Source organism: Kosakonia sp. R1.Fl (assembly GCF_023516815.1).
GTDB lineage: Bacteria > Pseudomonadota > Gammaproteobacteria > Enterobacterales > Enterobacteriaceae > Kosakonia.
The window spans coordinates 3,818,347-3,838,938 of the sequence record NZ_JAMGSQ010000001.1 but is presented as its reverse complement, the minus strand read 5'-3'; the positions used below and the strand labels follow the sequence as shown (position 1 = coordinate 3,838,938).

At 54.6% G+C, this 20,592-nt stretch carries 23 protein-coding genes; 8 read left to right on the top strand and 15 right to left on the bottom strand.

The features are described 5' to 3' along the window. Positions 1 to 14 precede the first annotated feature (14 nt). From M8Q36_RS18205 to M8Q36_RS18195, 3 genes are all read right to left on the bottom strand, one after another. Positions 15 to 188 (bottom strand): GhoT/OrtT family toxin, encoded by a 174-nt coding sequence (locus M8Q36_RS18205; RefSeq protein ID WP_249881820.1) that lies wholly within the window; start codon positions 186 to 188, stop codon positions 15 to 17. A 96-nt stretch (positions 189 to 284) separates the two neighbouring features. Beyond that, positions 285 to 458 (bottom strand): GhoT/OrtT family toxin, encoded by a 174-nt coding sequence (locus tag M8Q36_RS18200; protein WP_071925283.1) that lies wholly within the window; start codon positions 456 to 458, stop codon positions 285 to 287. Positions 459 to 628: 170 nt separating this feature from the next. After that, a complete protein-coding gene (locus M8Q36_RS18195; RefSeq protein WP_249881819.1) occupies positions 629 to 922 on the bottom strand; it encodes a hypothetical protein in 294 nt (97 codons plus the stop codon). A 210-nt stretch (positions 923 to 1,132) separates the two neighbouring features. On the opposite strand from M8Q36_RS18195, the gene M8Q36_RS18190 reads away from it, so the two are divergent. Continuing rightward, a complete protein-coding gene (locus tag M8Q36_RS18190) occupies positions 1,133 to 1,588 on the top strand; it encodes an ECs1072 family phage-associated protein (RefSeq protein WP_017456860.1) in 456 nt (151 codons plus the stop codon). 56 nt (positions 1,589 to 1,644) lie between these two features. On the opposite strand, the gene M8Q36_RS18185 is transcribed toward M8Q36_RS18190, so the two are convergent. From M8Q36_RS18185 to M8Q36_RS18155, 7 genes are all read right to left on the bottom strand, one after another. Then, positions 1,645 to 1,866, bottom strand: a complete 222-nt coding sequence (locus M8Q36_RS18185) for a hypothetical protein (protein ID WP_249881818.1) — start codon at positions 1,864 to 1,866, stop codon at positions 1,645 to 1,647. 279 nt (positions 1,867 to 2,145) lie between these two features. Further along, positions 2,146 to 3,570 carry an aminobutyraldehyde dehydrogenase gene (gene patD / locus M8Q36_RS18180; protein ID WP_249881817.1) on the bottom strand — a complete coding sequence of 475 codons (1,425 nt, stop codon included), beginning with the start codon at positions 3,568 to 3,570 and terminating at the stop codon, positions 2,146 to 2,148. Positions 3,571 to 3,595: 25 nt separating this feature from the next. Continuing rightward, positions 3,596 to 4,402, bottom strand: coding sequence for an ABC transporter permease (locus tag M8Q36_RS18175; protein ID WP_249881816.1), 807 nt, complete (start codon positions 4,400 to 4,402; stop codon positions 3,596 to 3,598). After that, positions 4,392 to 5,321, bottom strand: a complete 930-nt coding sequence (locus M8Q36_RS18170; protein ID WP_249881815.1) for an ABC transporter permease — start codon at positions 5,319 to 5,321, stop codon at positions 4,392 to 4,394. Before M8Q36_RS18170 ends, M8Q36_RS18175 begins: the two co-directional genes overlap by 11 nt. A 7-nt stretch (positions 5,322 to 5,328) precedes the next feature. Next, entirely contained in the window at positions 5,329 to 6,342 is a 1,014-nt protein-coding gene (locus M8Q36_RS18165; RefSeq protein WP_249881814.1) for an ABC transporter ATP-binding protein, read from the bottom strand. 17 nt (positions 6,343 to 6,359) lie between these two features. Continuing rightward, positions 6,360 to 7,502: a putative ABC transporter substrate-binding protein YdcS gene (gene ydcS, locus M8Q36_RS18160; protein ID WP_249881813.1), complete on the bottom strand. Its 1,143-nt coding sequence runs from the start codon at positions 7,500 to 7,502 to the stop codon at positions 6,360 to 6,362. 346 nt (positions 7,503 to 7,848) lie between these two features. Next, positions 7,849 to 9,255, bottom strand: a complete 1,407-nt coding sequence (locus M8Q36_RS18155; protein ID WP_249881812.1) for an aminotransferase-like domain-containing protein — start codon at positions 9,253 to 9,255, stop codon at positions 7,849 to 7,851. 249 nt (positions 9,256 to 9,504) lie between these two features. Here M8Q36_RS18155 and M8Q36_RS18150 point away from each other — a divergent pair, with 249 nt between their 5' ends. From M8Q36_RS18150 to M8Q36_RS18135, 4 genes are all read left to right on the top strand, one after another. Continuing rightward, complete coding sequence (locus M8Q36_RS18150) at positions 9,505 to 10,905, top strand: cytochrome ubiquinol oxidase subunit I (protein WP_249881811.1); 1,401 nt, start codon at positions 9,505 to 9,507, stop codon at positions 10,903 to 10,905. Then, complete coding sequence (gene cydB, locus M8Q36_RS18145; RefSeq protein WP_249881810.1) at positions 10,905 to 11,915, top strand: cytochrome d ubiquinol oxidase subunit II; 1,011 nt, start codon at positions 10,905 to 10,907, stop codon at positions 11,913 to 11,915. The genes M8Q36_RS18150 and cydB overlap by 1 nt, the downstream gene beginning before the upstream one ends. Continuing rightward, complete coding sequence (locus M8Q36_RS18140) at positions 11,915 to 12,043, top strand: DUF2474 domain-containing protein (protein ID WP_086868873.1); 129 nt, start codon at positions 11,915 to 11,917, stop codon at positions 12,041 to 12,043. The genes cydB and M8Q36_RS18140 overlap by 1 nt, the downstream gene beginning before the upstream one ends. Positions 12,044 to 12,156: 113 nt before the next feature. After that, positions 12,157 to 12,618 (top strand): PH domain-containing protein, encoded by a 462-nt coding sequence (locus M8Q36_RS18135; RefSeq protein ID WP_065368453.1) that lies wholly within the window; start codon positions 12,157 to 12,159, stop codon positions 12,616 to 12,618. A gap of 47 nt (positions 12,619 to 12,665) precedes the next feature. Here M8Q36_RS18135 and M8Q36_RS18130 read toward each other — a convergent pair whose 3' ends face one another. Next, positions 12,666 to 13,346 carry a nitroreductase gene (locus tag M8Q36_RS18130; protein WP_249881809.1) on the bottom strand — a complete coding sequence of 227 codons (681 nt, stop codon included), beginning with the start codon at positions 13,344 to 13,346 and terminating at the stop codon, positions 12,666 to 12,668. Positions 13,347 to 13,442: 96 nt separating this feature from the next. On the opposite strand from M8Q36_RS18130, the gene M8Q36_RS18125 reads away from it, so the two are divergent. Together M8Q36_RS18125 and M8Q36_RS18120 are read left to right on the top strand one after the other, a co-directional pair. Further along, positions 13,443 to 14,393, top strand: coding sequence for a LysR family transcriptional regulator (locus tag M8Q36_RS18125; protein ID WP_249881808.1), 951 nt, complete (start codon positions 13,443 to 13,445; stop codon positions 14,391 to 14,393). A gap of 85 nt (positions 14,394 to 14,478) precedes the next feature. Continuing rightward, entirely contained in the window at positions 14,479 to 14,739 is a 261-nt protein-coding gene (locus M8Q36_RS18120; protein WP_249881807.1) for a hypothetical protein, read from the top strand. A gap of 92 nt (positions 14,740 to 14,831) precedes the next feature. Here the strand turns inward: M8Q36_RS18120 and M8Q36_RS18115 are convergent, their stop codons facing one another. From M8Q36_RS18115 to M8Q36_RS18105, 3 genes are all read right to left on the bottom strand, one after another. After that, positions 14,832 to 15,368 carry a hypothetical protein gene (locus M8Q36_RS18115; RefSeq protein WP_249881806.1) on the bottom strand — a complete coding sequence of 179 codons (537 nt, stop codon included), beginning with the start codon at positions 15,366 to 15,368 and terminating at the stop codon, positions 14,832 to 14,834. 176 nt (positions 15,369 to 15,544) lie between these two features. Next, positions 15,545 to 17,503, bottom strand: a complete 1,959-nt coding sequence (locus M8Q36_RS18110; protein ID WP_249881805.1) for a peptidase U32 family protein — start codon at positions 17,501 to 17,503, stop codon at positions 15,545 to 15,547. 252 nt (positions 17,504 to 17,755) lie between these two features. Beyond that, positions 17,756 to 18,331, bottom strand: coding sequence for a helix-turn-helix domain-containing protein (locus tag M8Q36_RS18105; protein WP_016495974.1), 576 nt, complete (start codon positions 18,329 to 18,331; stop codon positions 17,756 to 17,758). Positions 18,332 to 18,491: 160 nt separating this feature from the next. On the opposite strand from M8Q36_RS18105, the gene M8Q36_RS18100 reads away from it, so the two are divergent. After that, the gene (locus tag M8Q36_RS18100) at positions 18,492 to 19,676 is read left to right on the top strand and encodes a benzoate/H(+) symporter BenE family transporter (RefSeq protein ID WP_249881804.1); all 1,185 of its coding nucleotides are present in this window, start codon (positions 18,492 to 18,494) and stop codon (positions 19,674 to 19,676) included. Here M8Q36_RS18100 and M8Q36_RS18095 read toward each other — a convergent pair. Then, complete coding sequence (locus M8Q36_RS18095) at positions 19,659 to 20,528, bottom strand: helix-turn-helix transcriptional regulator (RefSeq protein ID WP_249881803.1); 870 nt, start codon at positions 20,526 to 20,528, stop codon at positions 19,659 to 19,661. The two genes, M8Q36_RS18100 and M8Q36_RS18095, sit on opposite strands and share 18 nt — an antisense overlap. Positions 20,529 to 20,592: the final 64 nt, after the last annotated feature.

Below are 20,592 nucleotides of genomic sequence, written 5' to 3'. Positions count from 1 at the left end.
TGGCAAGGACACGATTAAAAGAGAGAAAAAAGTAACGCGATGGGAAAACTGATGGGCCAGGTCGCACCGACTAACAACGCGCTAAGCAGGCGGATTTTGCGGCTATCTTTGGCGAGAAACCAGGTTGCCACGGCGCATAACACCGCCATGACAACGTAGAAAATAAGCAGTTTGGTGTAGAGTTCCAACGTCTGTCTCCTGTCCTTAGGTAAAACATCCGCCTAACATGTTGCACTAATTTTCAAGGCGTTATCGCTTTCGCCGTCACGCTTTGCTGGCAAAATTTAGAATATGGAAAATAACAGCGCAACCGGGAAGCTCATGGGCCATGTCGACCCCACTAAAAACGCGCTCAGCAGGCGAATACGTTTACGATCGTGAGAAAGAAACCAGGTTATCAGCGCGCAAATCAGCGCCATGACAAAGTAGAAAACCAACATTTTTTGGTATAACGACATAACAAACATTAACCCAGAAATAACAAAACGAACGCAATATGCTCTTTTTATTGATATATATCAAGTCGAATAAGGATTACTACGAAAGGTGTAGCCGCCAGCTTTGATTTAACTGGCTGTGAGAGCGAAAAAAACCACAACTGCTTTCTTTTCTGTGGTCGGATTTTTTCCTACTGATGTGTTTCACGCCACCGTGCAATATCCTCTTTGGTGACTTCTTCGGCGTAGCAAATGGGCGAATAACCGCCTGCACGGCTCCACGCGCTGCGTTTCCCACATGAACTGCCGTTCCGGGCATGGTTGTAGGGGCAGGCACATGGGCCGGGGTAGTTAGCAATAGATTCAGCAATGATCGCTTGTTTCACCTGCACATCCGACAGGCGCAGCGATTTGGCATAACTTTCAGATGTCGTGCATAAACCTGTGGCGGCGAGCGCAGCCCACAACAGCAATATATTTTTCATGTTTATTTTCCGGCGAATCCAGGCCAGGTTGATCATTATTTTGTGGCGGGTGAAAAATGATTAAACACAAACTCCGCGCGTAATGAAATGATATATCCATTAATTTAACTTAAGGATTAACTGATATGTTATTGCGGCCGATAATAACGTCGGGAAATTTGGCGAGCCGGGATCATCTCTGATATTGTCTACCGGCAAGGCAGACATCAGATGAAACAAGGTAAGGTTATGCAGAAATATGACGACCTGTGGCAAGCCATAGAAGTTCGGGTGCGTGAAAACAATGACATAACGCACGTCGATATGACCACTGATACCGCCCGGGGCAATGCGGCCCGGCAGCGCATCGCGCAGATATTCGTCCTCGAAGTGTTGCTCTCTCGTCATCGGGAAAAATATGCCAGCAGTTTCGTTCCGCTTGCCGGTGAAGAGGCGCTTTATCATTTAATATTCAAACGCACCGGCTGGAAACCCTTTGAAGTAAAACAACTCTCGTTTATTGACGCGATGTTCGTACTGGCGGAGTTATTCCGCGAGGAAACGCTGCCAGCGGAAGTGCGCGCCGTTCTGCGTTCGCAGGGCGTAAAAGATGAGCCCTTCTCGACATATGATTTTTCAGAGAAAGATTGGGCGCCGCGCGAAAATGAGGTGTTCCTGAAAAGGTAAGCCTGCAAATTAATTGCATTGTTAAATAAATAAGGGCTCATCTGAGCCCTTATTTTTTAATTCAGCATGGAGGGAATTGTTTCATTACTCGCGAGACTTTCAACGCGGGCAAAATAAAACTCTTCACCTTCGCAATAGTAGGTTTCGATAGGCATGCTGGCACTTGCCGCCCCGCCATCAAGCCCCGCTATCGCCCATTGTACCGAGGTTTCGCCATCTTCAACGGTCAAAAATTCAGACGCGCCCCCTGGTACGAGCACGACTACGATTTTACTCATTACTCTATTTTCCTTGCCTGATTTTTTTAAAAGCCAGACATTCTCACCCACGGCAATGACTGCCATTTTTCGCGTTGATGACATTCATATGACAACCAAACGGGCAATGTCTGTGTGCGGTTTTATTTAAATGTTTTTATTTCGCCACTCCGCTGATGGCTGGCTATTATTAAACCAGTTTTTCATTAATAACAACACACTTAATTTACTATGCGATTTACCTCATGTTTAATAAGGAAATAAACGCGATAAACGCCGTCCCTGGCGTTTATTTGTGGATTAATGTTTGATCATCACATGGCGTACGACGGTGTAATCTTCCAGGCCGTAGAGCGACATATCTTTGCCGTAGCCTGAGAGTTTTTGTCCGCCGTGTGGCATTTCGCTCACCAGCATAAAATGCGTATTTACCCAGGTGCAGCCATATTGCAGACGCGCACTCAGGCGATGCGCGCGCCCCACATCTTTAGTCCACACCGATGACGCCAGCCCATATTGCGAATCATTGGCCCAGCCCAGCACCTGCTCCTCATCATCAAACACCGTGACGCTCACCACCGGGCCGAACACCTCACGCTGTACAATGGCATCCTCTTGTTTTGCGCCTGCCAGCAGCGTTGGCGGATAATAATAGCCAGCGCCGTCATGCCTTTTACCACCAGTCACCACGCGAATATGGCTGAGCGCTTTGGCCTCATCGACTGCCTTGCTAACGCGCGCCAGATGCGCTGCGGAACTGAGCGGGCCAAGTTCTGTTGATTCATCGTCCGGCGCGCCCATTTTCAGGCTGGCGACCGCCGCACCCAGCTTTTCCACCAGCGCATCGTAAATGCCTTTTTGTGCGTAGATACGGCACGCGGCAGTGCAATCCTGCCCGGCATTGTAAAAACCGAAGGTACGAACGCCTTCCACCACCGCATCGAGATCCGCGTCATCAAACACGATCACCGGCGCTTTGCCGCCGAGCTCCATATGGGTACGCTTAATCGACGAGGCGGTATGGCCAATAATGTGCTCGCCAGTGGCAATCGAACCTGTCAGGGAAACCATGCGCACTTTTTCATGGCCAGTCAGCGGATCGCCGACGGTGCTGCCGCGCCCGAACAACACATTCAGCACACCTGCCGGGAAGATATCTTTCGCCAGTTCCGCCAGTTTTAACGCGGTGAGAGGCGTAATTTCCGACGGCTTGATCACCACGCAGTTGCCCGCCGCCAGCGCCGGGCCGAGCTTCCAGGCCGCCATCATCAGCGGGTAGTTCCACGGCGCAATAGAGGCGACGACGCCCAGCGGATCGCGGCGGATCATCGACGTGTGCCCTTCCAGATACTCGCCCGCCGCCAGCCCATTCAGGCAACGCGCAGCGCCGGCGAAGAAGCGGAACACATCCACTACCGCCGGAATTTCGTCATTCAGTACGCAATGAAAGGGTTTACCGCAGTTCAGGGACTCCAGCCGGGCGAAAGTTTCCGCATTGTCTTCAATCAGTTGCGCCAGTTGCAACAGGCATTCGGCGCGCGCCTTCGGCGTCGTTTGCCCCCAGCTGGCAAACGCGCGATCGGCTGCCTGCACGGCGGCGTCGACTTGCGCGGCAGACGCTTCGGCGATCTCCAGCAACACGTCACCGGTAGCCGGGTTATAAACGGGCTGCTTCTCGCCTTCGCCGTTAACCAGTACTCCATTGATAAATAGTTGATGTTGCATAGTTCTGTCCTTTCAGCGTGGTCAGTTATTTGCCGGTTCCGGCAATCGTGTCGGTATCTCGGGTCAGCCACCAGGCCCCCAGAATCGGAATCATCGTCACCAGCATTACCAGCAACGCCACAACGTTGGTAACGGGGACATCGCGCGGGCGTCCCAACTGGTTGAGCAACCACAGCGGCAGCGTACGCTCGTGACCTGCGGTAAAGGTGGTGACAATGATTTCGTCAAATGACAACGCAAACGCCAGCATGCCACCCGCCAGGAGCGCCGAACCCAGGTTGGGTAACACCACATAACGGAAGGTTTGCCAGCCGTTCGCGCCCAAATCCATCGATGCTTCGACCAGGCTCCAGGAGGTTCGCCGAAACCTGGCAATCACGTTGTTAAACACCACCACCACGCAGAACGTGGCATGCCCCACGACAATGGTGAAAAAGCCCGGCTCCAGATTGACCGTTTTAAACGCGGTCAACAGCGCAAGCCCGGTGATAATTCCCGGTAAGGCAATCGGCAACAGCAGTAGTAAGGAAATGGCGTTTTTACCGAAAAACTCGCTGCGCCATAAGGCCATTGCAGCAAGTGTGCCAAGAACCAGGGCAATTGCCGTCGCCAGCGCCGCGATTTGCAGTGACAGTGTCACCGCATCGAGAATATCTCCCCTCGTCGCCGCCACGCTAAACCAGCGCAGCGTAAAGCCCTGCGGCGGGAAGCTGAATGCGGCATCCTCAGTATTGAAAGCATAGATAGCGATGATCAAAAGCGGAAAGTGCAGAAAGATGACGCCGCCCCAGGTGGCGACTTTGAGCAAAAACGGTGCGCGTTCAGAGTGCATCAAACGCTCCCAGGCGTTTCACAAACGCCAGATAAAGGGCGATCAACACCATCGGCACAAGGGTAAACGCGGCGGCCATCGGCATATTACCAATCGCCCCTTGCTGCGAATAAACCATATTGCCGATGAAATATCCCGGCGGCCCGACGAGTTGCGGCACGATAAAATCCCCGAGCGTCAGCGAAAAGGTAAATATCGACCCCGCCGCCACGCCCGGTATCGCCAGCGGGAGCACCACATAGCGGAAAGTCTGACGCGGATGCGCGCCTAAATCGGCTGAAGCTTGCAGCAGCGACGGGGGCAAGCGTTCGAGCGCCGCCTGAATCGGCAAAATCATAAACGGCAGCCAGATATAGACGAACACCAGAAAGCGCCCCAGCCCGGAAGTGGAAAGCGTATTGCCGCCCACGGCGGGTAGCGTCAAAAACGCAGCAAGTAGCGGCTCCAGCCCAAGATGGCTTAAAAACCACTGCGCCACGCCATCTTTCGCCAGCAGCAACGTCCAGGCGTAGGCTTTAACGATGTAGCTCGCCCACATCGGCAACATCACCGCGATATAAAAGAACGCTTTCCATTTGCCCTGCGCATAACGTGCCATATACCACGCCATCGGAAAGGCGAGAATGGCGCTCGCTACCGTCACACATAGTGCCATCAGCAGGGTACGAAGAATGATGTCGTAATTGGCCGGATTAAACAGCGCCAGCAGATTGGCGAACGTTAAATCCGGCGTGACCGACATGGTGAAATCATCGAAGGTGTAAAACCCCTGCCATAACAACGTGAGCAGTGAACCTAAATAGACAATGCCAAACCACATCAGCGGGCCGAGCAGCAGCAAAAGCAGCCCGTACACCGGTTTGCGCCAGAAGATGGCGCTAAGATTGCCGCGGCGCGGCGAACGTTGCGCAATACTCATCACCCTTTCACCCCGCTCCCTGTAACGGCACCATCGCCTCGCGCGACCAGGAAACCCGCACCGATTGGCCCGGTGCCAGCGTTTGTGGCAGTAACGCATCGGAGAGATTCGCCTGGCTGACTAACAGTTTTTCTCCGTGCGGCAGCGCCAGTTCAAAGCGGGTGGCTGCGCCCTGATATTGCACTGCCTGCACCACCGCGCTGGCCTCGATCTCCCCTGGCGTATTCAGGCGAATATGTTCTGGTCGCAGCGAGTAAACCCCGTTCATGCCGCAGAGTTTTTCCGCAAGCGTCGCATCAAACACATTCGAGGTACCGACAAACCCGGCGACAAACGGCGTGCGCGGGCGCAGATAAAGCTCGCGTGGTGTATCGATTTGCTCGATACGGCCATTATTGAACACCGCCACGCGGTCGGACATCGACAAGGCTTCGCCCTGATCGTGGGTGACAAAAATAAAGGTGATGCCGAGATCCTGTTGCAGCTTTTTCAGCTCCAGTTGCATCTGTTCGCGCAGCTTCAGATCCAGCGCGCCCAGAGGTTCATCGAGCAATAACACTCTGGGTTCATTTACCAGCGCGCGGGCGATGGCGACGCGTTGCCGCTGGCCGCCGGAAAGCTGCGAGGGTTTACGCGCATGCACAAAACCGAGCGCCACTTTTTCCAGCGCCTCACGGGCGCGGGCATGGCGCTGTTTTTTGTCCATGCCTTTCACCATCAGCCCGTAGGCGACGTTATCGAGAACAGACATGTGCGGAAACAGCGCGTAATCCTGAAAGACGGTATTCACGTCCCGCTCCCAGGGCGGCAGCTCGCTGGCTTCGCGGCCAAAAATACGAATGGCACCGCCGCTGAGCTGTTCAAACCCGGCAATCAGCCGCAGGCAGGTGGTTTTGCCGGAGCCGGATGGCCCCAGCATGGAGAAAAACTCCCCGTCGTTGACGGCGAACGTTACGCCGTCAACCGCCCGGACATCACCAAAGACTCTGGCGACATCCAGGAATTCTACCGCATAGGTCATAGCGCGCTCCTGGCAGGTTAACGGCCGCCCATAATGGCGATGTAATCCTGCGTCCAGCGGCTGTAAGGCACATATTTGCCGCCTTGCGCTACCGGCGTTTTCCAGAAGGCGATTTTGTCAAAGAAGCTGTAACCGTTGGTTTCGCAGCCCTTTTCACCCAGCAAGGTACTGGCTTTGCACCCTTCCGGCACCACCGGCAACGAACCAAACCACGCCGCCACATCGCCCTGCACTTTTGGCGTCAGTGACCAGTTCATCCATTTATAGGCACAGTTCGGGTGTTTCGCGTCGGCATGCAGCATGGTGGTATCCGCCCAGCCGGTTACCCCTTCTTTGGGAAAGACTGTGGCAATCGGCTGATTTTCACCTTTCAGGGCATTCGCCTGATAAGGCCACGCGCTGGAAGCCACCACGCCTTCATTCTTGAAGTCGCTCATCTGTACCGTGGTGTCATGCCAGTAACGGTGAATGAGCAAATGCTGATCGCGCAGGGTTTTCAGCACCGCCTGATACTGCGCTTCGGTAAGCTGGTACGGATCGTCAATACCGAGTTGCGGTTGCGTAGCTTTCAGGAACAGTGCGGCATCGGCGATATAAATCGGCCCATCGTAGGCCTGCACGCGCCCTTTATTACTTTTGCCATCCGGCAGATTTTGCTGCACAAAGACCACCGCCCAGCTATCCGGCGGCGTCGGGAAGGTTTTGGTGTTATACATCAGCAGGTTGGGCCCCCACTGATACGGCGTGCCGTAAGTTTTCCCCGCAACGTTAAACCATTCGCCTTTCACCAGCTTCGGGTCGAGCGTTTTCCAGTTGGGGATAAGTGCGGTGTTTATTGGCTGGACGCGTTTCCCCATGATCAGGCGTAAAGAGGCATCGCCGGAGGCGGTTACCAGGTCGTAGCCGCCTTTCGCCATCAGGCTCACCATCTCATCGGACGTGGCGGCGGTTTTCACATTCACTGCGCAACCGGTCTCTTTTTCAAAGGCGGTCACCCAGTCATATTGCTTATCGGTCTGACCGCGCTCGATATAGCCAGGCCAGGCGATAATATCCAGCCGACCTTCTCCCTTTCCCACTTCGGTTGGTTCGGCGGCGTGTGCGGTCATGACGGTCAGACCCAGCGCACACAGGCTGCTGCGGGCAAATTTCTTGCTCATTATTTTCTACTCCTGTCGCAATGAAAAAAGTGCGGCAGCCTTGCCGTAAATATATCTCCCTTAATAAAAATAGACGGCGCGCTGACGGCATGAATGTGGCCCGTCGGAAATTTCGCAAGGATGTGACAGATGACGCATTGCGTTAACAATGAAAATGCTACTGCGCGCTCTTTTGGAGTATAGACAAGGGGTTAGCGAACGTCCGTTAATCTGTGTTGCTATTCACATTTCCTATGAATACCAGGTTCGGGAGCGCAGAAAATAATGACGGCGCACGTCATATTTACGCCGCCGTTATTTTTAACAGGAGAATAAGTTATTCAGAAAATAAGAAAGACGGGTGCGGTTAATTCATCATCTGGCGAATTAATTCACCCAATTGCATTGCCGCCCGCTCCTCTTTATCGCCCCAGACCCAGGCGCAATTAAAGCGGAAAAACGAACGCCAGTTGTCGGATGTCGAAAACATTTTCCCTGGCGCAATGCTGATATGGTGCGCCAGCGCCTGCTGGCTCAGTTCACCGGCATCCAGCCCGGCGGGCAACTCCAGCCATAAGAAATAGCCGCTCTCATTACGATAAATTTTCACTTCCGGCGGCAGATGCCGCAGCAGCGCCTGCCAGGCCAGATGTTTGCGCTCGGCAAGCTGTCGGCGCAGGCGGCGCAAATGGGCGTCGTAGTGATGCGTCGATAAGTAATCGACCAGCGCCAGTTGCAGCGGCGAACTGGTGGATAAGGTGCTCATCAATTGCAATTGCTGAATGCGCCTGGCGTGGCGTCCGGCCGCGACCCAGCCGACGCGAAACCCGGCGACCAGACATTTTGAAAAGGAGGAACAGTGCAACGTCATGTCTTGCGTGTCCCAGGCTTTCGCCGGTAACGGCTGTTCGCGCCCGTAGTAAAGCTCGCTGTAGACATCATCTTCAATCAGCGTGACGTTGTGTTGTGCCAGCAGCGCGACCAGTTGCGCCTTTTTCGCAGCACTTAAGGTAAACCCGAGCGGGTTCTGCGCATTGGTCATCAGCCAGCAGGCTTTGACCGGATAGTCGCTTAACGCCTGCGCCAGCGCATCAAGATCGATACCCTCTTTTACATCAGTCGGCACCGACAGCGCTTTTAACTTCAGTCGCTCCAGCGCCTGCAACGCGCCGTAAAAACAGGGGCTTTCAATAATCACCCAGTCACCCGGCTCTGTTACCGCCTGCAAACTGAGGTTCAGCGCTTCCAGCGCGCCCGCAGTGATAACAATTTCCTCCGGCGAAATGTTCATCCCCTGGCGGGCATAGCGTTTGGCAATGGCGTGGCGCAACTGGCTGTTTCCCGGCGGCAGATTTTCTATCACGCTCATGGCGGTGGCGCTTTTGCTCACCTTTGCCAGCGACCGGTTGAGCTGCGGCATCGGAAACAGTTTGGGGTCGGGAAAGGCGGAACCAAACGGCAGCACCGAGGCATCGCAGCTGGCCTGTAACACGTCAAAAATATAGGTATTAATGTCCACCGCTTCATCACGCGTGACCTTAGCCGCCGGCGCGCGCGGTAAGCCGGGCGCTGGCGCGACAAAATAGCCAGACTGTGGCCTGGCAATCACTCGCCCCTGGCTTTCCAGCAACTGATACGCATGACCGACGGTCATAAAACTCAGCCCGCTGCTGGTCACCTGCTCACGCAGCGACGGCAGCTTCTCTCCGGGGCGCCAGACGCCAAGATCAATTTGTTCTGCGATTTGCTGCGCCAGGCGCTGGTATTTTTTCATGATTTTTCACGTGTTAACAAAACGTCTACATCATGGCACGCGGTGCGCCATCTTGCTATATCAGTTTATACAAAACAGCCCATTATGCGCACTGTTATGGTTACGGGTTACCGCTTCGTCTGGACTAATCAGCAACCTGCCATACCCTTTACAGGGAACTGTTATACGAAAATTCCCTGTATCTGTTTCTGCAAGTTCACGCTTGCGCTCATTAACATTGACACCACAACATTGACATTGGGGTTGTGCATGTTTGGTTTAGACGCGTTTTACCTGGCGAGAATACAGTTCGCCTTCACCGTTTCTTTTCATATCATTTTTCCGGCAATCACCATCGGCCTTGCCAGTTACCTGGCGGTGCTTGAAGGTTTGTGGCTTAAAACCCGCAACCCGGACTGGCGCACGCTGTACCATTTCTGGTCGAAGATCTTCGCCGTTAACTTCGGTATGGGGGTAGTGTCCGGGCTGGTGATGGCGTATCAGTTCGGCACCAACTGGAGCGGTTTTTCCCAGTTTGCCGGCAGCATTACCGGGCCATTACTGACCTATGAAGTGCTGACCGCCTTCTTCCTTGAAGCGGGTTTTCTCGGCGTGATGCTGTTTGGCTGGAACAAAGTCGGGCCAGGCCTGCACTTTTTCGCCACCTGTATGGTCGCGCTGGGCACCATTATGTCCACCTTCTGGATCCTCGCGTCCAATAGCTGGATGCATACGCCGCAGGGCTTTATTGTCGAAAATGGCCAGGTGGTGCCGGTCGACTGGTTCAAGGTTATCTTTAATCCCTCCTTCCCGTACCGGCTGATACACATGACCATTGCGGCATTCTTAAGCAGTGCGTTGTTTGTCGGCGCGTCTGCCGCCTGGCATCTGTTACGCGGCAATAACACACCCGCTATCCGCAAGATGTTTTCCATGGCGATGTGGATGGCGCTGGTTGTGGCGCCGATTCAGGCGATGGTCGGCGATATGCACGGGCTGAATACGCTTGAACATCAACCGGCAAAAATTGCCGCCATTGAAGGCCACTGGGAGAACCCGCCCGGAGAAGCGACGCCGCTGCTGCTGTTTGGCCTGCCTGATATGGAGCAGGAGCGCACGCGTTACGCCGTGGCGATCCCGGCGCTCGGTAGCCTGATCCTGACGCACAGCCTCGATAAGCAAGTGCCGGCGCTAAAAGATTTCCCTAAAGATCAGCGCCCCTATTCCCCGATTGTTTTCTGGTCGTTTCGCATTATGGTCGGGCTCGGCGTGCTGATGATTGGCCTGGGCGTCGCGGCGCTATGGCTGCGTTTTCGCGACCGACTCTATCAGTCGCGACCGTTTTTACACTTCGCGCTATGGATGGGACCCGCGGGTTTGATTGCCATTCTTGCCGGTTGGGTCACGACAGAAGTGGGTCGCCAGCCGTGGGTGGTATACGGCTTGCTGCGTACGGCCGATGCGGTTTCCGCCCATGGCGATCTGCAAATGAGCCTCAGTTTGCTGGCGTTCTTTGTTGTGTATTGTTCCGTTTTTGGCGTGGGTTACAGCTACATGGTGCGGCTTATTACCAAAGGGCCGCAGGAGCGTGATGAGCGCGCCACGCAAGGCACGCCAGCACGACCGCTGTCTGCGGCAGGCGAACATCTCGACGCGGATGAGGATAAATAATGGGCATTGATCTTTCGTTAATCTGGTTTGTCATTATCGTCTTCGCCACTTTGATGTATATCGTGATGGACGGTTTTGACCTTGGTATCGGCATCCTGTTTCCCGTCACGCGTGACGCGCACGATCGCGACGTGATGGTCAACAGTGTCGCGCCGGTCTGGGATGGCAACGAGACCTGGCTGGTGCTCGGCGGCGCGGGGTTGTTCGGCGCGTTTCCGCTGGCCTATGCGGTGATTGTCGATGCGCTGACCATTCCGCTGACCTTAATGCTGATCGGTCTTATCTTTCGCGGCGTGGCCTTTGAGTTTCGCTTCAAAGCCACACCCGCGCACCGGCCGTTCTGGGACAAAGCGTTTCTCTCCGGCTCGCTGCTTGCCACCTTTACCCAGGGGGTGGTGGTGGGCGCGGTGCTTAACGGTTTTCCGGTGACGGGCCGCACATTTAGCGGCGGTGCGCTCGACTGGCTGACGCCGTTTAACCTGTTTTGCGGCGTCGGGCTGGTCATCACTTACGCCCTGCTCGGCGCGAGCTGGCTGGTGATGAAAAGCGAAGAGCCGTTGCAGGGGAAAATGCGCAAGGCCGCGAGAAAACTGTTGCTGGCGATGTTGGTGGTGATTGCCGTGATTAGCCTGTGGACGCCGCTGACGCATTCTGCGATTGCCGATCGCTGGTTCAGCTTGCCGAATCTCTACTTCTTCTCGCCGGTGCCGCTGTTAGTTGTGGTACTGAGTGCCTGGCTGTGGCGCAGTCTCGGCAACCCGGACTCCCACACGCTGCCATTTGTGCAGACTCTGGGGCTGATTTTCCTCGGGTTTAGCGGCCTTGGCATCAGTATCTGGCCGCACATTATTCCACCGGATATCACGTTGTGGCAGGCCGCAGCACCGCCGCAAAGCCAGGGCTTTATGCTGGTCGGCGCCCTGCTGATTATCCCGATTATTCTGGTTTATACCTTGTGGAGCTATTACGTGTTTCGCGGCAAGGTGCAACATGGCGAGGGGTATCATTGATGAAACACTCCTTCTTCAACCGCCTGATGTGGATGCTTTTAATCTGGGGCGGCAGCGTACTGGCACTGTTTGCGGTCAGTATGGTGTTCCGGCTTCTGATGTCGGCGGCGGGGTTTAAATCGCACTAATTGGCCATTCGCAACGAACGATCCTGGCTAGAAATTTCCGGGATCGTTCACTACGCTTTTTGTTGTCCAATTTACATTAGGGCTGCGATTTTTCATGCGTTTAGGGAGAAATAATGATTAACCTCGTTCAGACGCCTTACAACCTCAGATCGGGTTACCCGATTGTCCGCCGTACGCTGGAAGACAAAAAGAAGCTGGTTAAACAAGATGGTTTTGGCCCGGAATCGTGCTGCGCCACCGTCGAATACACGTTGCGCGGTAATTCCCGCTATGCCTTTGGTAATAGCCAGATGCGCATTGAGATGCCACCGGATATTTACACCAATAACTGGGTAAAATTGCATGGCGAAATGGCGGCACTGATTGCGGCGATACGACGCATTGAGAAATCGGGCAATGGTGATGAACAGTTGCCGATCACCAGCGTTTATATCGAATTACGCCCCTGCGAAGCCAACTGCATGCAGGCGTTGCAAAATATCCTTCCTGACAACACCACCGTTTATTTCTCCTTTCTGCACCCCGATCAGGTTGATGAGTGGAAACAAAGCGCCCGCGCGCTTTGTGCGGCGTAACACCGTCCAGAGACGCTCGCGATTAGCGTCTCTGGTCATCTGCGACGTTACCCGTGCATCACCACACTTTGCTCAACGGGAATGCGCGGCATGCGTGTTTTCGCAGACGGCGCAGACATATCGGCATAGCCAAACGAGATGCCGAACAGCAGACGATAATCAGCGGAAACACCGAGTTCTTCGCGGATCATATCCGCGTGAAAACCCAGTAAGGTTTGCGGAATTCCGGCAAAACCACGCGCCGTCAATGACAGCAAAAAGCTCTGCGCATACATGCCAATGTCGGAGGCAACGCGGATGTTGTCGCCAAAAGACGGCATAAACAGAAAAGCGGCGTGTGGCGCGTTAAAAAACTGATAATTTCGCAGATAAGCCTCCTGGCGCCGCGCTTTATCTTCACGCGCCACGCCTATCGCCTCGTAATAAATCCGCGCTTGCTCATGAGCGCGCTCGAAATAGTCGCCGTGAAAATCATCATAGGAAAAGGTGAAATCCGGCGTCTGGCGCCCCTGCAGATCGTTTTCCGTCATCCTTTTTCCAAGGCGGTTTTTCGTTTCACCGGAAACCACATGCACATGCCACGGCTGCGTGTTGCAGTTAGACGGGGAAAATTGCGCATCCTGCAACACGTCCCGAATTTGCTCGTCCGTTAACGGGGTTGGTAGAAATGCGCGGGCGGAAAAACGCTGGCGGACGGTTTCATCGAAGGCTTTCACTACAGTGCTCATGATTCTTCTCCGTATTAATTGTTCGCGTAGCTTAACGATGAAACCTGTTCGCAAAAACACTACAATGCGCCATGGACCTTTGCGGATTACGCACAGATGAATAAGCTCAGTCAAATTAGCGCCCGCTCAATGCAGCTGTTTCTTGCCATTGTTCGCGAGGGGAATTTATCCGAAGTCGCACGCAATGAAGGTCTGGCGGCCTCATCGCTATCGCGCGTGGTTCAGCAACTGGAGCAGGCGCTGGAAACCCAGTTGTTGTACCGCAACACGCGCGCGGTGATTGCCACCGAGGCGGGTCATATCTATGCCGACACGTTTCGCGCCATGTTACAGCAGCTTGCGGACGCGCAAACCCAGGTGGACGAGCGTCGCGATGAGCCTGGCGGGCGCATTCGTATTAATGCGCCGATCTCGTTTGGCCTGCGCCATATTGGCCCCAAAATCAGCGAACTGAGCGAGCGTTATCCGCGTCTGCATATCGAACTGAATCTGAACGATGACTATATCGACCCGTTTGCCGACGGTACCGATCTGCTGCTGCGTATTGCGGCGCTGCAGGATTCCGAGCTGCACGGTCGTCTGATTGCGCATCAGCAGTGCCATTTGGTGGCGACACCCGCCTACGTGCGCCGTTATGGTCAACCGAAAACACCCGAGGAGTTGCAGTCGCACCGGTTACTGGCGTATCGCGGGAAAAGTGGTTTGCAGCGCTGGCGTTTTCAGCGAGGGGAGAAATCCTGCCAGTTTTCGCCGCAGGCCAAAATCGTTTCCGATAACGCGGAATTGCTGTTACAGGCCGCTCTGAGCGATGCGGGAATATTGCTCTTCCCGGACTGGCAAGTGGGTGAAATGCTGAATCGCAACGAGCTTGTGGCGCTCATGCCCGATTTCACCGCCAGTTATTCGGCAACGCCGCAGTCGCTATGGTTGCTCTATCCTGGCGGGAAATACCCGTCGCTTAACACCCGCACAGTGATCGATTTTTTACTGGCGAGTTTCGGTTCACCGCCTTACTGGCGCTATCTTGCACCGCGCCGCCAGGAATAATCCCGAAGGCGTAACGCTCCATAATCCCTTCACTTTTTTATCGTCAAATCGTCGCCACGCAATAGAACGAGTAAGGATGTAAAAGATGAAAAAGATTGCACTGGTGTCTGCCATTCTGGCGGTGAGCTTCTCTTCGATGGTGTTTGCTGACGAACGTCCGCCGCTACCACCGGAACAGTACCAAAATGACCAGCACCATAAAGGTGATAAAAAACCGTCGCACGATGCGCCGCCGCCGAAACATAAGCAAGATAAGCCGCCGCGCCCGGATAATAAACACAACGACAAACACAACGGCAAGAAACCGCCACTGCCGGAAGAAAGTCGTCCGGGTGACGACCGCTAATCTATCCTGAAATGCAAACAGGCCTTTCGCTATCACGAAAGGCCTGTTTTTTATCTGGCAGACACGGTTTTTAAGGCAGTTTGCTTAAAAGATTACGAGCCCATCGCTTTGGATAACCAGGACTTACAGATGCCACGGCGTAAGTTCCACGGTTTCGCCGGTTTATCCTGATAGCGGTCATACACTTTATCCAGATCGTCCTGGCTGGTGATATTCAAATCTGCCGGAATTTCAACCGCACCACGGGAGCTGATCGCCACATAGTGTTTGCCTTTTTCAAGGAAAAATGCGGTCTCATGGATCCACATCCTGCCGCTGGAATTATCCTGTACGATTAATGTCCAGTATTGATCGCCTTTCAGTCGGCTGGTAAAAAGCCGGTCAACTACGCCCTCCAGCATATTATTGCTGATGTAAATCATCTCGGCGGAATTAAAGCAGTCACCCTTTTTGTTATAACGCTGGAAATAAAAAAGCCCCTGATGAGCCTTATTAGCCTGCGTGTAGACCACTGTCGCGTCGCTACCGGTATAGGCCTGATAACGCTGCGTTCCGAGCGGGCCTGGCGTACAGGCAGACAACAAAAATGCACCCGCGACAAGCAAGGCGCTTAACGTAAATTTACGCATTTCCTCTCCATGAATATCATCAATAAGCCATTTCTTATTATTTCCGCCCGACCAGATTAACGTATTACGGTTATTTACGCATGATTGTTCTTAGCGCGACGGGATAATTTATGGCTATTCAGGAGAATTGTTTTAGGGACAGTAAAAAAACAGGGTGGCAGAGTGCCACCCGTTGTTTATTTGCGTTTTGGCAACGTTTTTACTAAGTCGTCGGCGCTTATCGACGCCACGACGCTGCCCGGCAGAGGCATTTTCAGAATATGGTTCTTAATTTTGCCAATCACATGCATTTCACACGGACGGCAGTCAAACTTCAGCGTCAGCACTTCGTCGCCATGCACCAGTTGCATTGGCGTCGCGCGCCAGCTTTTGATGTTGCCTTTCGCCTGTTTCGGGCACAGGTTGAAGGCGAAGCGCAAACAGTGTTTGGTGATCATCACCGGCACATCGCCCTTCTCTTCATGCGCTTCGAAGGCGGCGTCAATCAGTTGCACACCGTAGCGATGATAAAATTCACGCGCTTTGTGGTTATAGACGTTTGCCAGGAACGATAAATGTGTTTCCGGGTAAATCGGCGCGGGTGTTGCCACCGGTTTGCGGCTGCCGCGCTGGTAATTCGCCAGCCGAGCCTCTTCCAGCATCTCTACCGTTTCGCGACGCAGCTGGTTGAGCAGGCTGTTGGGCACAAACAGCGCACCCGGCAGATTCACGGTGATTGCCTGCGCGTAATAGCGGGTTTGACCCAGTTTCGCCAGCCCGTCTTTCAGGCTTTCCAGCGCTTTTTGCGCATTATTGGCTTCGTCAAACTGCCCATCCAGCGTGTGCGTCACGCTGACACCATCTTCGCTGGTCAGCGTCAGCACCAGTTGCTCCTGCCAGCCGCCAAGCTCAATATCCACGCCGATGCGACGCTCGCTGGAGGTTTTCAGTAATGCCTGCTGCCAGTTATGGTCAAGGTTACGGTTCAGCGCATGGTGCGGGCGCAGCGTTCGCAGCGCGTCCGGCATTTCATTCGGGAACACGCGGTAACGGTTCTCGCCCGTTTTCTCGGCGACGTTGACACGAAAACCTACCACTTCACGCTTCACCAGTACGTTCAGGCCATCACCGTTGGCCAGCGGTTCGGTCACTTCAACATCGAGGTGATCTTTCGCCACTTTCAGCACTTCACCGACCGGCAGGCCGATAAATTTCGGTGAATCAAACGCGCCGATATCAATTTTGCGCGCATTGACAAAATAATCGGTGCTGCCGCGATGGAAAGTTTTGTCTGTCGACGGAATAAAGAAGTGCTCTGTACGCCCGGCAGACGCACGCGCCAGATCGCCGCGATCGTCAATAATGGCATCCAGCATCTGGCGGTAATGCGCAGTGATGTTCTTCACGTAGCTCATATCTTTGTAGCGCCCTTCAATTTTGAAGGAGCGCACACCGGCATCGATCAGCGCTGCCAGGTTGGCGGTCTGATCGTTATCTTTCATCGACAGCAGGTGTTTTTCATAAGCCACCACGCGGCCCTGATCGTCTTTTAGCGTATAAGGCAAGCGGCACGCCTGGGAGCAGTCGCCGCGGTTGGCGCTGCGCCCGGTCTGCGCATGAGAGATATTGCACTGCCCGGAGTACGCCACGCACAGTGCGCCGTGGATAAAGAACTCAATGGTGGCGTCGGTCGCGTTATGAATGGCGCGGATCTGCTCCAGGTTCAGCTCACGCGCCAGCACAATCTGGCTAAAACCGACATCGGAGAGGAATTTGGCTTTTTCCACGCTGCGAATGTCGCACTGCGTACTGGCGTGCAGCTCAATCGGCGGAATATCCAGCTCAAGTACGCCCATATCCTGCACGATCAGCGCATCAACCCCGGCCTGGTACAGGTCATGGATCAGGCTCTGCGCCGGTTCCAGCTCGTCATCATGAAGGATCGTGTTCAGAGTGATAAACACTTTCGCGCCATAGCGATGCGCGAACGGCACCAGTTCGGCGATATCGCGCAGGCTGTTACCGGCGTTGTGGCGCGCGCCAAAGCCAGGGCCGCCAATGTAGACCGCGTCAGCGCCATGAAGGATCGCTTCACGGGCGATGGCGGTGTCGCGGGCCGGGCTTAACAGTTCAAGATGATGGGGGTGCAGGCGCATACAATCGTCGTTATCCATTATGTACAAAATGGCGGCTATTGTAGTCACAACCGGGGCGTTTCACCACCTGCCGCAGGGGGAATTTGCGTCTGTCGGCAATGCAATGTCGAAATTGCTATTTCCGCTGCGTTTCATGCGGCGATAGAGTGGTGGCTCGGACATTCCTCGTCACGTTTTATCCACCGTACTGCCGGTTGCAGGTGAGGCTGAACTTTCCTGCAGCCCGAAGTATCGCGGGTCAACGTTGTCATGTTATTTATCGTCGTCGTTTTTAGCCGCAGGCGTGCTTGCGGCTTTTTCTTTTGGATAATGGATCAACGAGTGGAAATGCACGGTGTGTGCGGAACTGTTGCGATAGGCATGGGCCTCATCGCCCGCAAAGCGCACACCCATTCCGCTGGTAAATGTTTTCCACTGCCCGCCGAGACATAAATCCAGCGCGCCATTAATGACAATCACATGCTCAATCACCCCGCTTTCGTGCGGCGTCGATTCACTTATCGCCCCCGGCGCCAGCGCAATTGAGAAGAGATCAAAGTGCAGCTTTTCATCCCACGGGAAAATGGGCGTGATCACCATCGCCTGCTGTTCAGGATCGTAGGCGTGCGGGGTATCGCTCTCCGGTGGCGCAATAAAGGTAGAAAACGGCACATTCAGGCCGGTGGCGATTTTCCAGAGTGTCGCCACCGTCGGGCTTGATTCATTACGCTCAATTTGCCCGAGCATCGCTTTGGAAACGCCCGTCTCTTCTGCCAGCCTGGAAAGGCTCCAGCCACGGCCCTGACGGAGAAGTTTTAAGGTGCTTGCCAGGTAGTCTGCGATGTTCATTACGCCTCCGGGAAGAAAAATCCGGGGCAGTATAGCGCAGCGTTTCTTTTTTAGAGAGCGAAACTATAACCACGCTAAATACCTTATTGCACTGCCAGCTTGTGCGCTATAACGGCCAGTGATACTTTATGCGGATGCTATAACGCACAAGGATTATTTCATGTCACATGCCGCCTTTTCTCGCGCGTCTGCCCTGCCTTTTTCCAGCCTGCTGGCTGGCTTTGTCGCGGTGCTGGTCGGTTATGCCAGCTCCGCCGCCATTATCTGGCAAGCGGCCTCGGCGGCGGGCGCAACTGCAACGCAAATTGCCGGCTGGATGACCGCGCTCGGTCTGGGTATGGGCATCAGCACGCTGGTGTTAAGTCTTTGGTATCGCATGCCGGTGCTTACGGCCTGGTCAACACCAGGCGCCGCGCTGCTGGCGACCAGCTTACAAAGGGTTTCACTGAATGAAGTGGTGGGCGTATTTATCTTTGCCAATGCCTTAATTGTCCTGTGTGGCATTACCGGGCTGTTCGCCAGGCTGATGAAAATCATTCCCCACACGCTGGCGGCGGCCATGCTGGCGGGCATTTTGCTGCGCTTCGGTTTGCAGGCGTTTAGCAATATTCAGGGGCATTTCGTCTTGTGTGGCAGCATGCTGCTGGCCTGGCTTATCTGCAAATCGCTGGCACCGCGCTATGCCATTGTCGCCACACTTCTGGTCGGAGGGCTGGTGGCGTGGCTAAGCGGTGACGTTGTCACGAAAAATATCACTATCGCGTTGGTTGTACCGACGTATATCGCGCCGGAATTTCACTGGTCGTCGCTGGTGAGCATCGGTATTCCCTTCTTTCTGGTGACAATGGCCTCGCAGAATGCGCCCGGTTTTGCCACGATGCAGGCGGCGGGATACCACGTGCCGGTTTCACCGTTGATTATTTTTACCGGCGCGCTGGCACTGGTGTTCTCGCCGTTTGGTGTCTATTCCATCTGTATTGCCGCCATCACGGCGGCGATTTGCCAGAGCCCGGATGCTCACCCGCAGGCGGAAAAACGCTGGGTGGCCTCGGCAGCAGCCGGGGTGTTTTACCTGCTAGCCGGTCTGTTTGGCGGCTCGATAACCTCGCTGCTCACCGCCTTGCCATTAAGCTGGATCCAGACGCTGGCAGGGCTGGCACTGCTGGGCACGATGAGCGGCAGCCTGCACCAGGCGCTGATCACCGAACGCGATCGCGATGCCGCGATGGTCACCTTTCTGGTTACCGCAAGCGGCGTCACGCTGCTGGGGATTGGGTCTGCATTCTGGGGCTTAGCGATCGGCGGGATCTGCTACAGCGCATTACGCTTAGCGCGACGCGCGTAACTGCGAGGGCGTAATGCCTTTCGCCGCTTTGAAGCGGTTACTGAAGTGGCTGGCCGAGTTAAAACCGCAGGCCAGCGCAATGGTGGTCAGCGGCTGATCGCTATGAAGCAGCAGATCTTTCGCCCGCGCCATGCGCCGTTGCATCACGAACTGGTGCGGCGCCACGCCCATTGACTGGCGGAACATGCGGGCAAAATGGTATTCGCTCAGCGCGGCCTGCGCGGCCAGATCCGCCAGCAGCAGCGGTTCTGCCAGATGCGCATCGATATACTCCAGCACCGTGCGAAGCACCACGGGTGCTAAGCCGCCCGTTACCGTCGGCAGTTGCCACAGCACGTTGCTGTAGTGCTGCACCAGGTGCGTCAGTAACAGCGTCGATGCGGTACTCAGCGTTAACTGGTTGGCGTTTTGCTGCCAGTCGCAACCGAGCAAAAACTGGCGATAAAGCGCGGTAATACGCGCATCCTGGGAGAATGTTTTCTCATCCAGCGTGAACGATGCCGGGCTGCGATCCCACACCTGCTCACCCACTTCACGCAGATGCTCATCGGTGCAGTAAAGGTGGACAAAGGACAACGTATCGCGGATATCCCACACCGATTCGCTCTCTTTCGGCATCAGGCAAAAGCGATCCGGCCCGCCGCCATTTTTCCAGCCGTAGGCGGTTTTGTGATAGCTCTCATAGCCGTCGGCAACGTACAAACTCAGGGTATGGTGATTGCAATATTGGGTAATGTTGTCGCGTTTGTTCGACCAGGCCGCCAGTTGAATGCCAGAGTGCAGCGCCACCGAGTTGTGCAACACGGCGTTGTGTTTACTCAAGTTTTCAAAGGCTTCGTAGTGTTCAGACATTCACGGAAATTATCATAAATTCACCAGAACCCCAGTCTATGAATAGCTGGCGGCGGATACCAGC

Bases quoted from the DNA above. Each gene is read 5' to 3' on its own strand.
- M8Q36_RS18200 (WP_071925283.1), bottom strand. From the start codon at position 458: ATGTCGTTATACCAAAAAATGTTGGTTTTCTACTTTGTCATGGCGCTG.
- M8Q36_RS18195 (WP_249881819.1), bottom strand. From the start codon at position 922: ATGAAAAATATATTGCTGTTGTGGGCTGCGCTCGCCGCCACAGGTTTA.
- M8Q36_RS18190 (WP_017456860.1), top strand. From the start codon at position 1,133: ATGAAACAAGGTAAGGTTATGCAGAAATATGACGACCTGTGGCAAGCC.
- M8Q36_RS18185 (WP_249881818.1), bottom strand. From the start codon at position 1,866: ATGAGTAAAATCGTAGTCGTGCTCGTACCAGGGGGCGCGTCTGAATTT.
- patD (WP_249881817.1), bottom strand. From the start codon at position 3,570: ATGCAACATCAACTATTTATCAATGGAGTACTGGTTAACGGCGAAGGC.
- M8Q36_RS18175 (WP_249881816.1), bottom strand. From the start codon at position 4,402: ATGCACTCTGAACGCGCACCGTTTTTGCTCAAAGTCGCCACCTGGGGC.
- M8Q36_RS18170 (WP_249881815.1), bottom strand. From the start codon at position 5,321: ATGAGTATTGCGCAACGTTCGCCGCGCCGCGGCAATCTTAGCGCCATC.
- M8Q36_RS18165 (WP_249881814.1), bottom strand. From the start codon at position 6,342: ATGACCTATGCGGTAGAATTCCTGGATGTCGCCAGAGTCTTTGGTGAT.
- ydcS (WP_249881813.1), bottom strand. From the start codon at position 7,502: ATGAGCAAGAAATTTGCCCGCAGCAGCCTGTGTGCGCTGGGTCTGACC.
- M8Q36_RS18155 (WP_249881812.1), bottom strand. From the start codon at position 9,255: ATGAAAAAATACCAGCGCCTGGCGCAGCAAATCGCAGAACAAATTGAT.
- M8Q36_RS18150 (WP_249881811.1), top strand. From the start codon at position 9,505: ATGTTTGGTTTAGACGCGTTTTACCTGGCGAGAATACAGTTCGCCTTC.
- cydB (WP_249881810.1), top strand. From the start codon at position 10,905: ATGGGCATTGATCTTTCGTTAATCTGGTTTGTCATTATCGTCTTCGCC.
- M8Q36_RS18140 (WP_086868873.1), top strand. From the start codon at position 11,915: ATGAAACACTCCTTCTTCAACCGCCTGATGTGGATGCTTTTAATCTGG.
- M8Q36_RS18135 (WP_065368453.1), top strand. From the start codon at position 12,157: ATGATTAACCTCGTTCAGACGCCTTACAACCTCAGATCGGGTTACCCG.
- M8Q36_RS18130 (WP_249881809.1), bottom strand. From the start codon at position 13,346: ATGAGCACTGTAGTGAAAGCCTTCGATGAAACCGTCCGCCAGCGTTTT.
- M8Q36_RS18125 (WP_249881808.1), top strand. From the start codon at position 13,443: ATGAATAAGCTCAGTCAAATTAGCGCCCGCTCAATGCAGCTGTTTCTT.
- M8Q36_RS18120 (WP_249881807.1), top strand. From the start codon at position 14,479: ATGAAAAAGATTGCACTGGTGTCTGCCATTCTGGCGGTGAGCTTCTCT.
- M8Q36_RS18115 (WP_249881806.1), bottom strand. From the start codon at position 15,368: ATGCGTAAATTTACGTTAAGCGCCTTGCTTGTCGCGGGTGCATTTTTG.
- M8Q36_RS18110 (WP_249881805.1), bottom strand. From the start codon at position 17,503: ATGCGCCTGCACCCCCATCATCTTGAACTGTTAAGCCCGGCCCGCGAC.
- M8Q36_RS18105 (WP_016495974.1), bottom strand. From the start codon at position 18,331: ATGAACATCGCAGACTACCTGGCAAGCACCTTAAAACTTCTCCGTCAG.
- M8Q36_RS18100 (WP_249881804.1), top strand. From the start codon at position 18,492: ATGTCACATGCCGCCTTTTCTCGCGCGTCTGCCCTGCCTTTTTCCAGC.
- M8Q36_RS18095 (WP_249881803.1), bottom strand. From the start codon at position 20,528: ATGTCTGAACACTACGAAGCCTTTGAAAACTTGAGTAAACACAACGCC.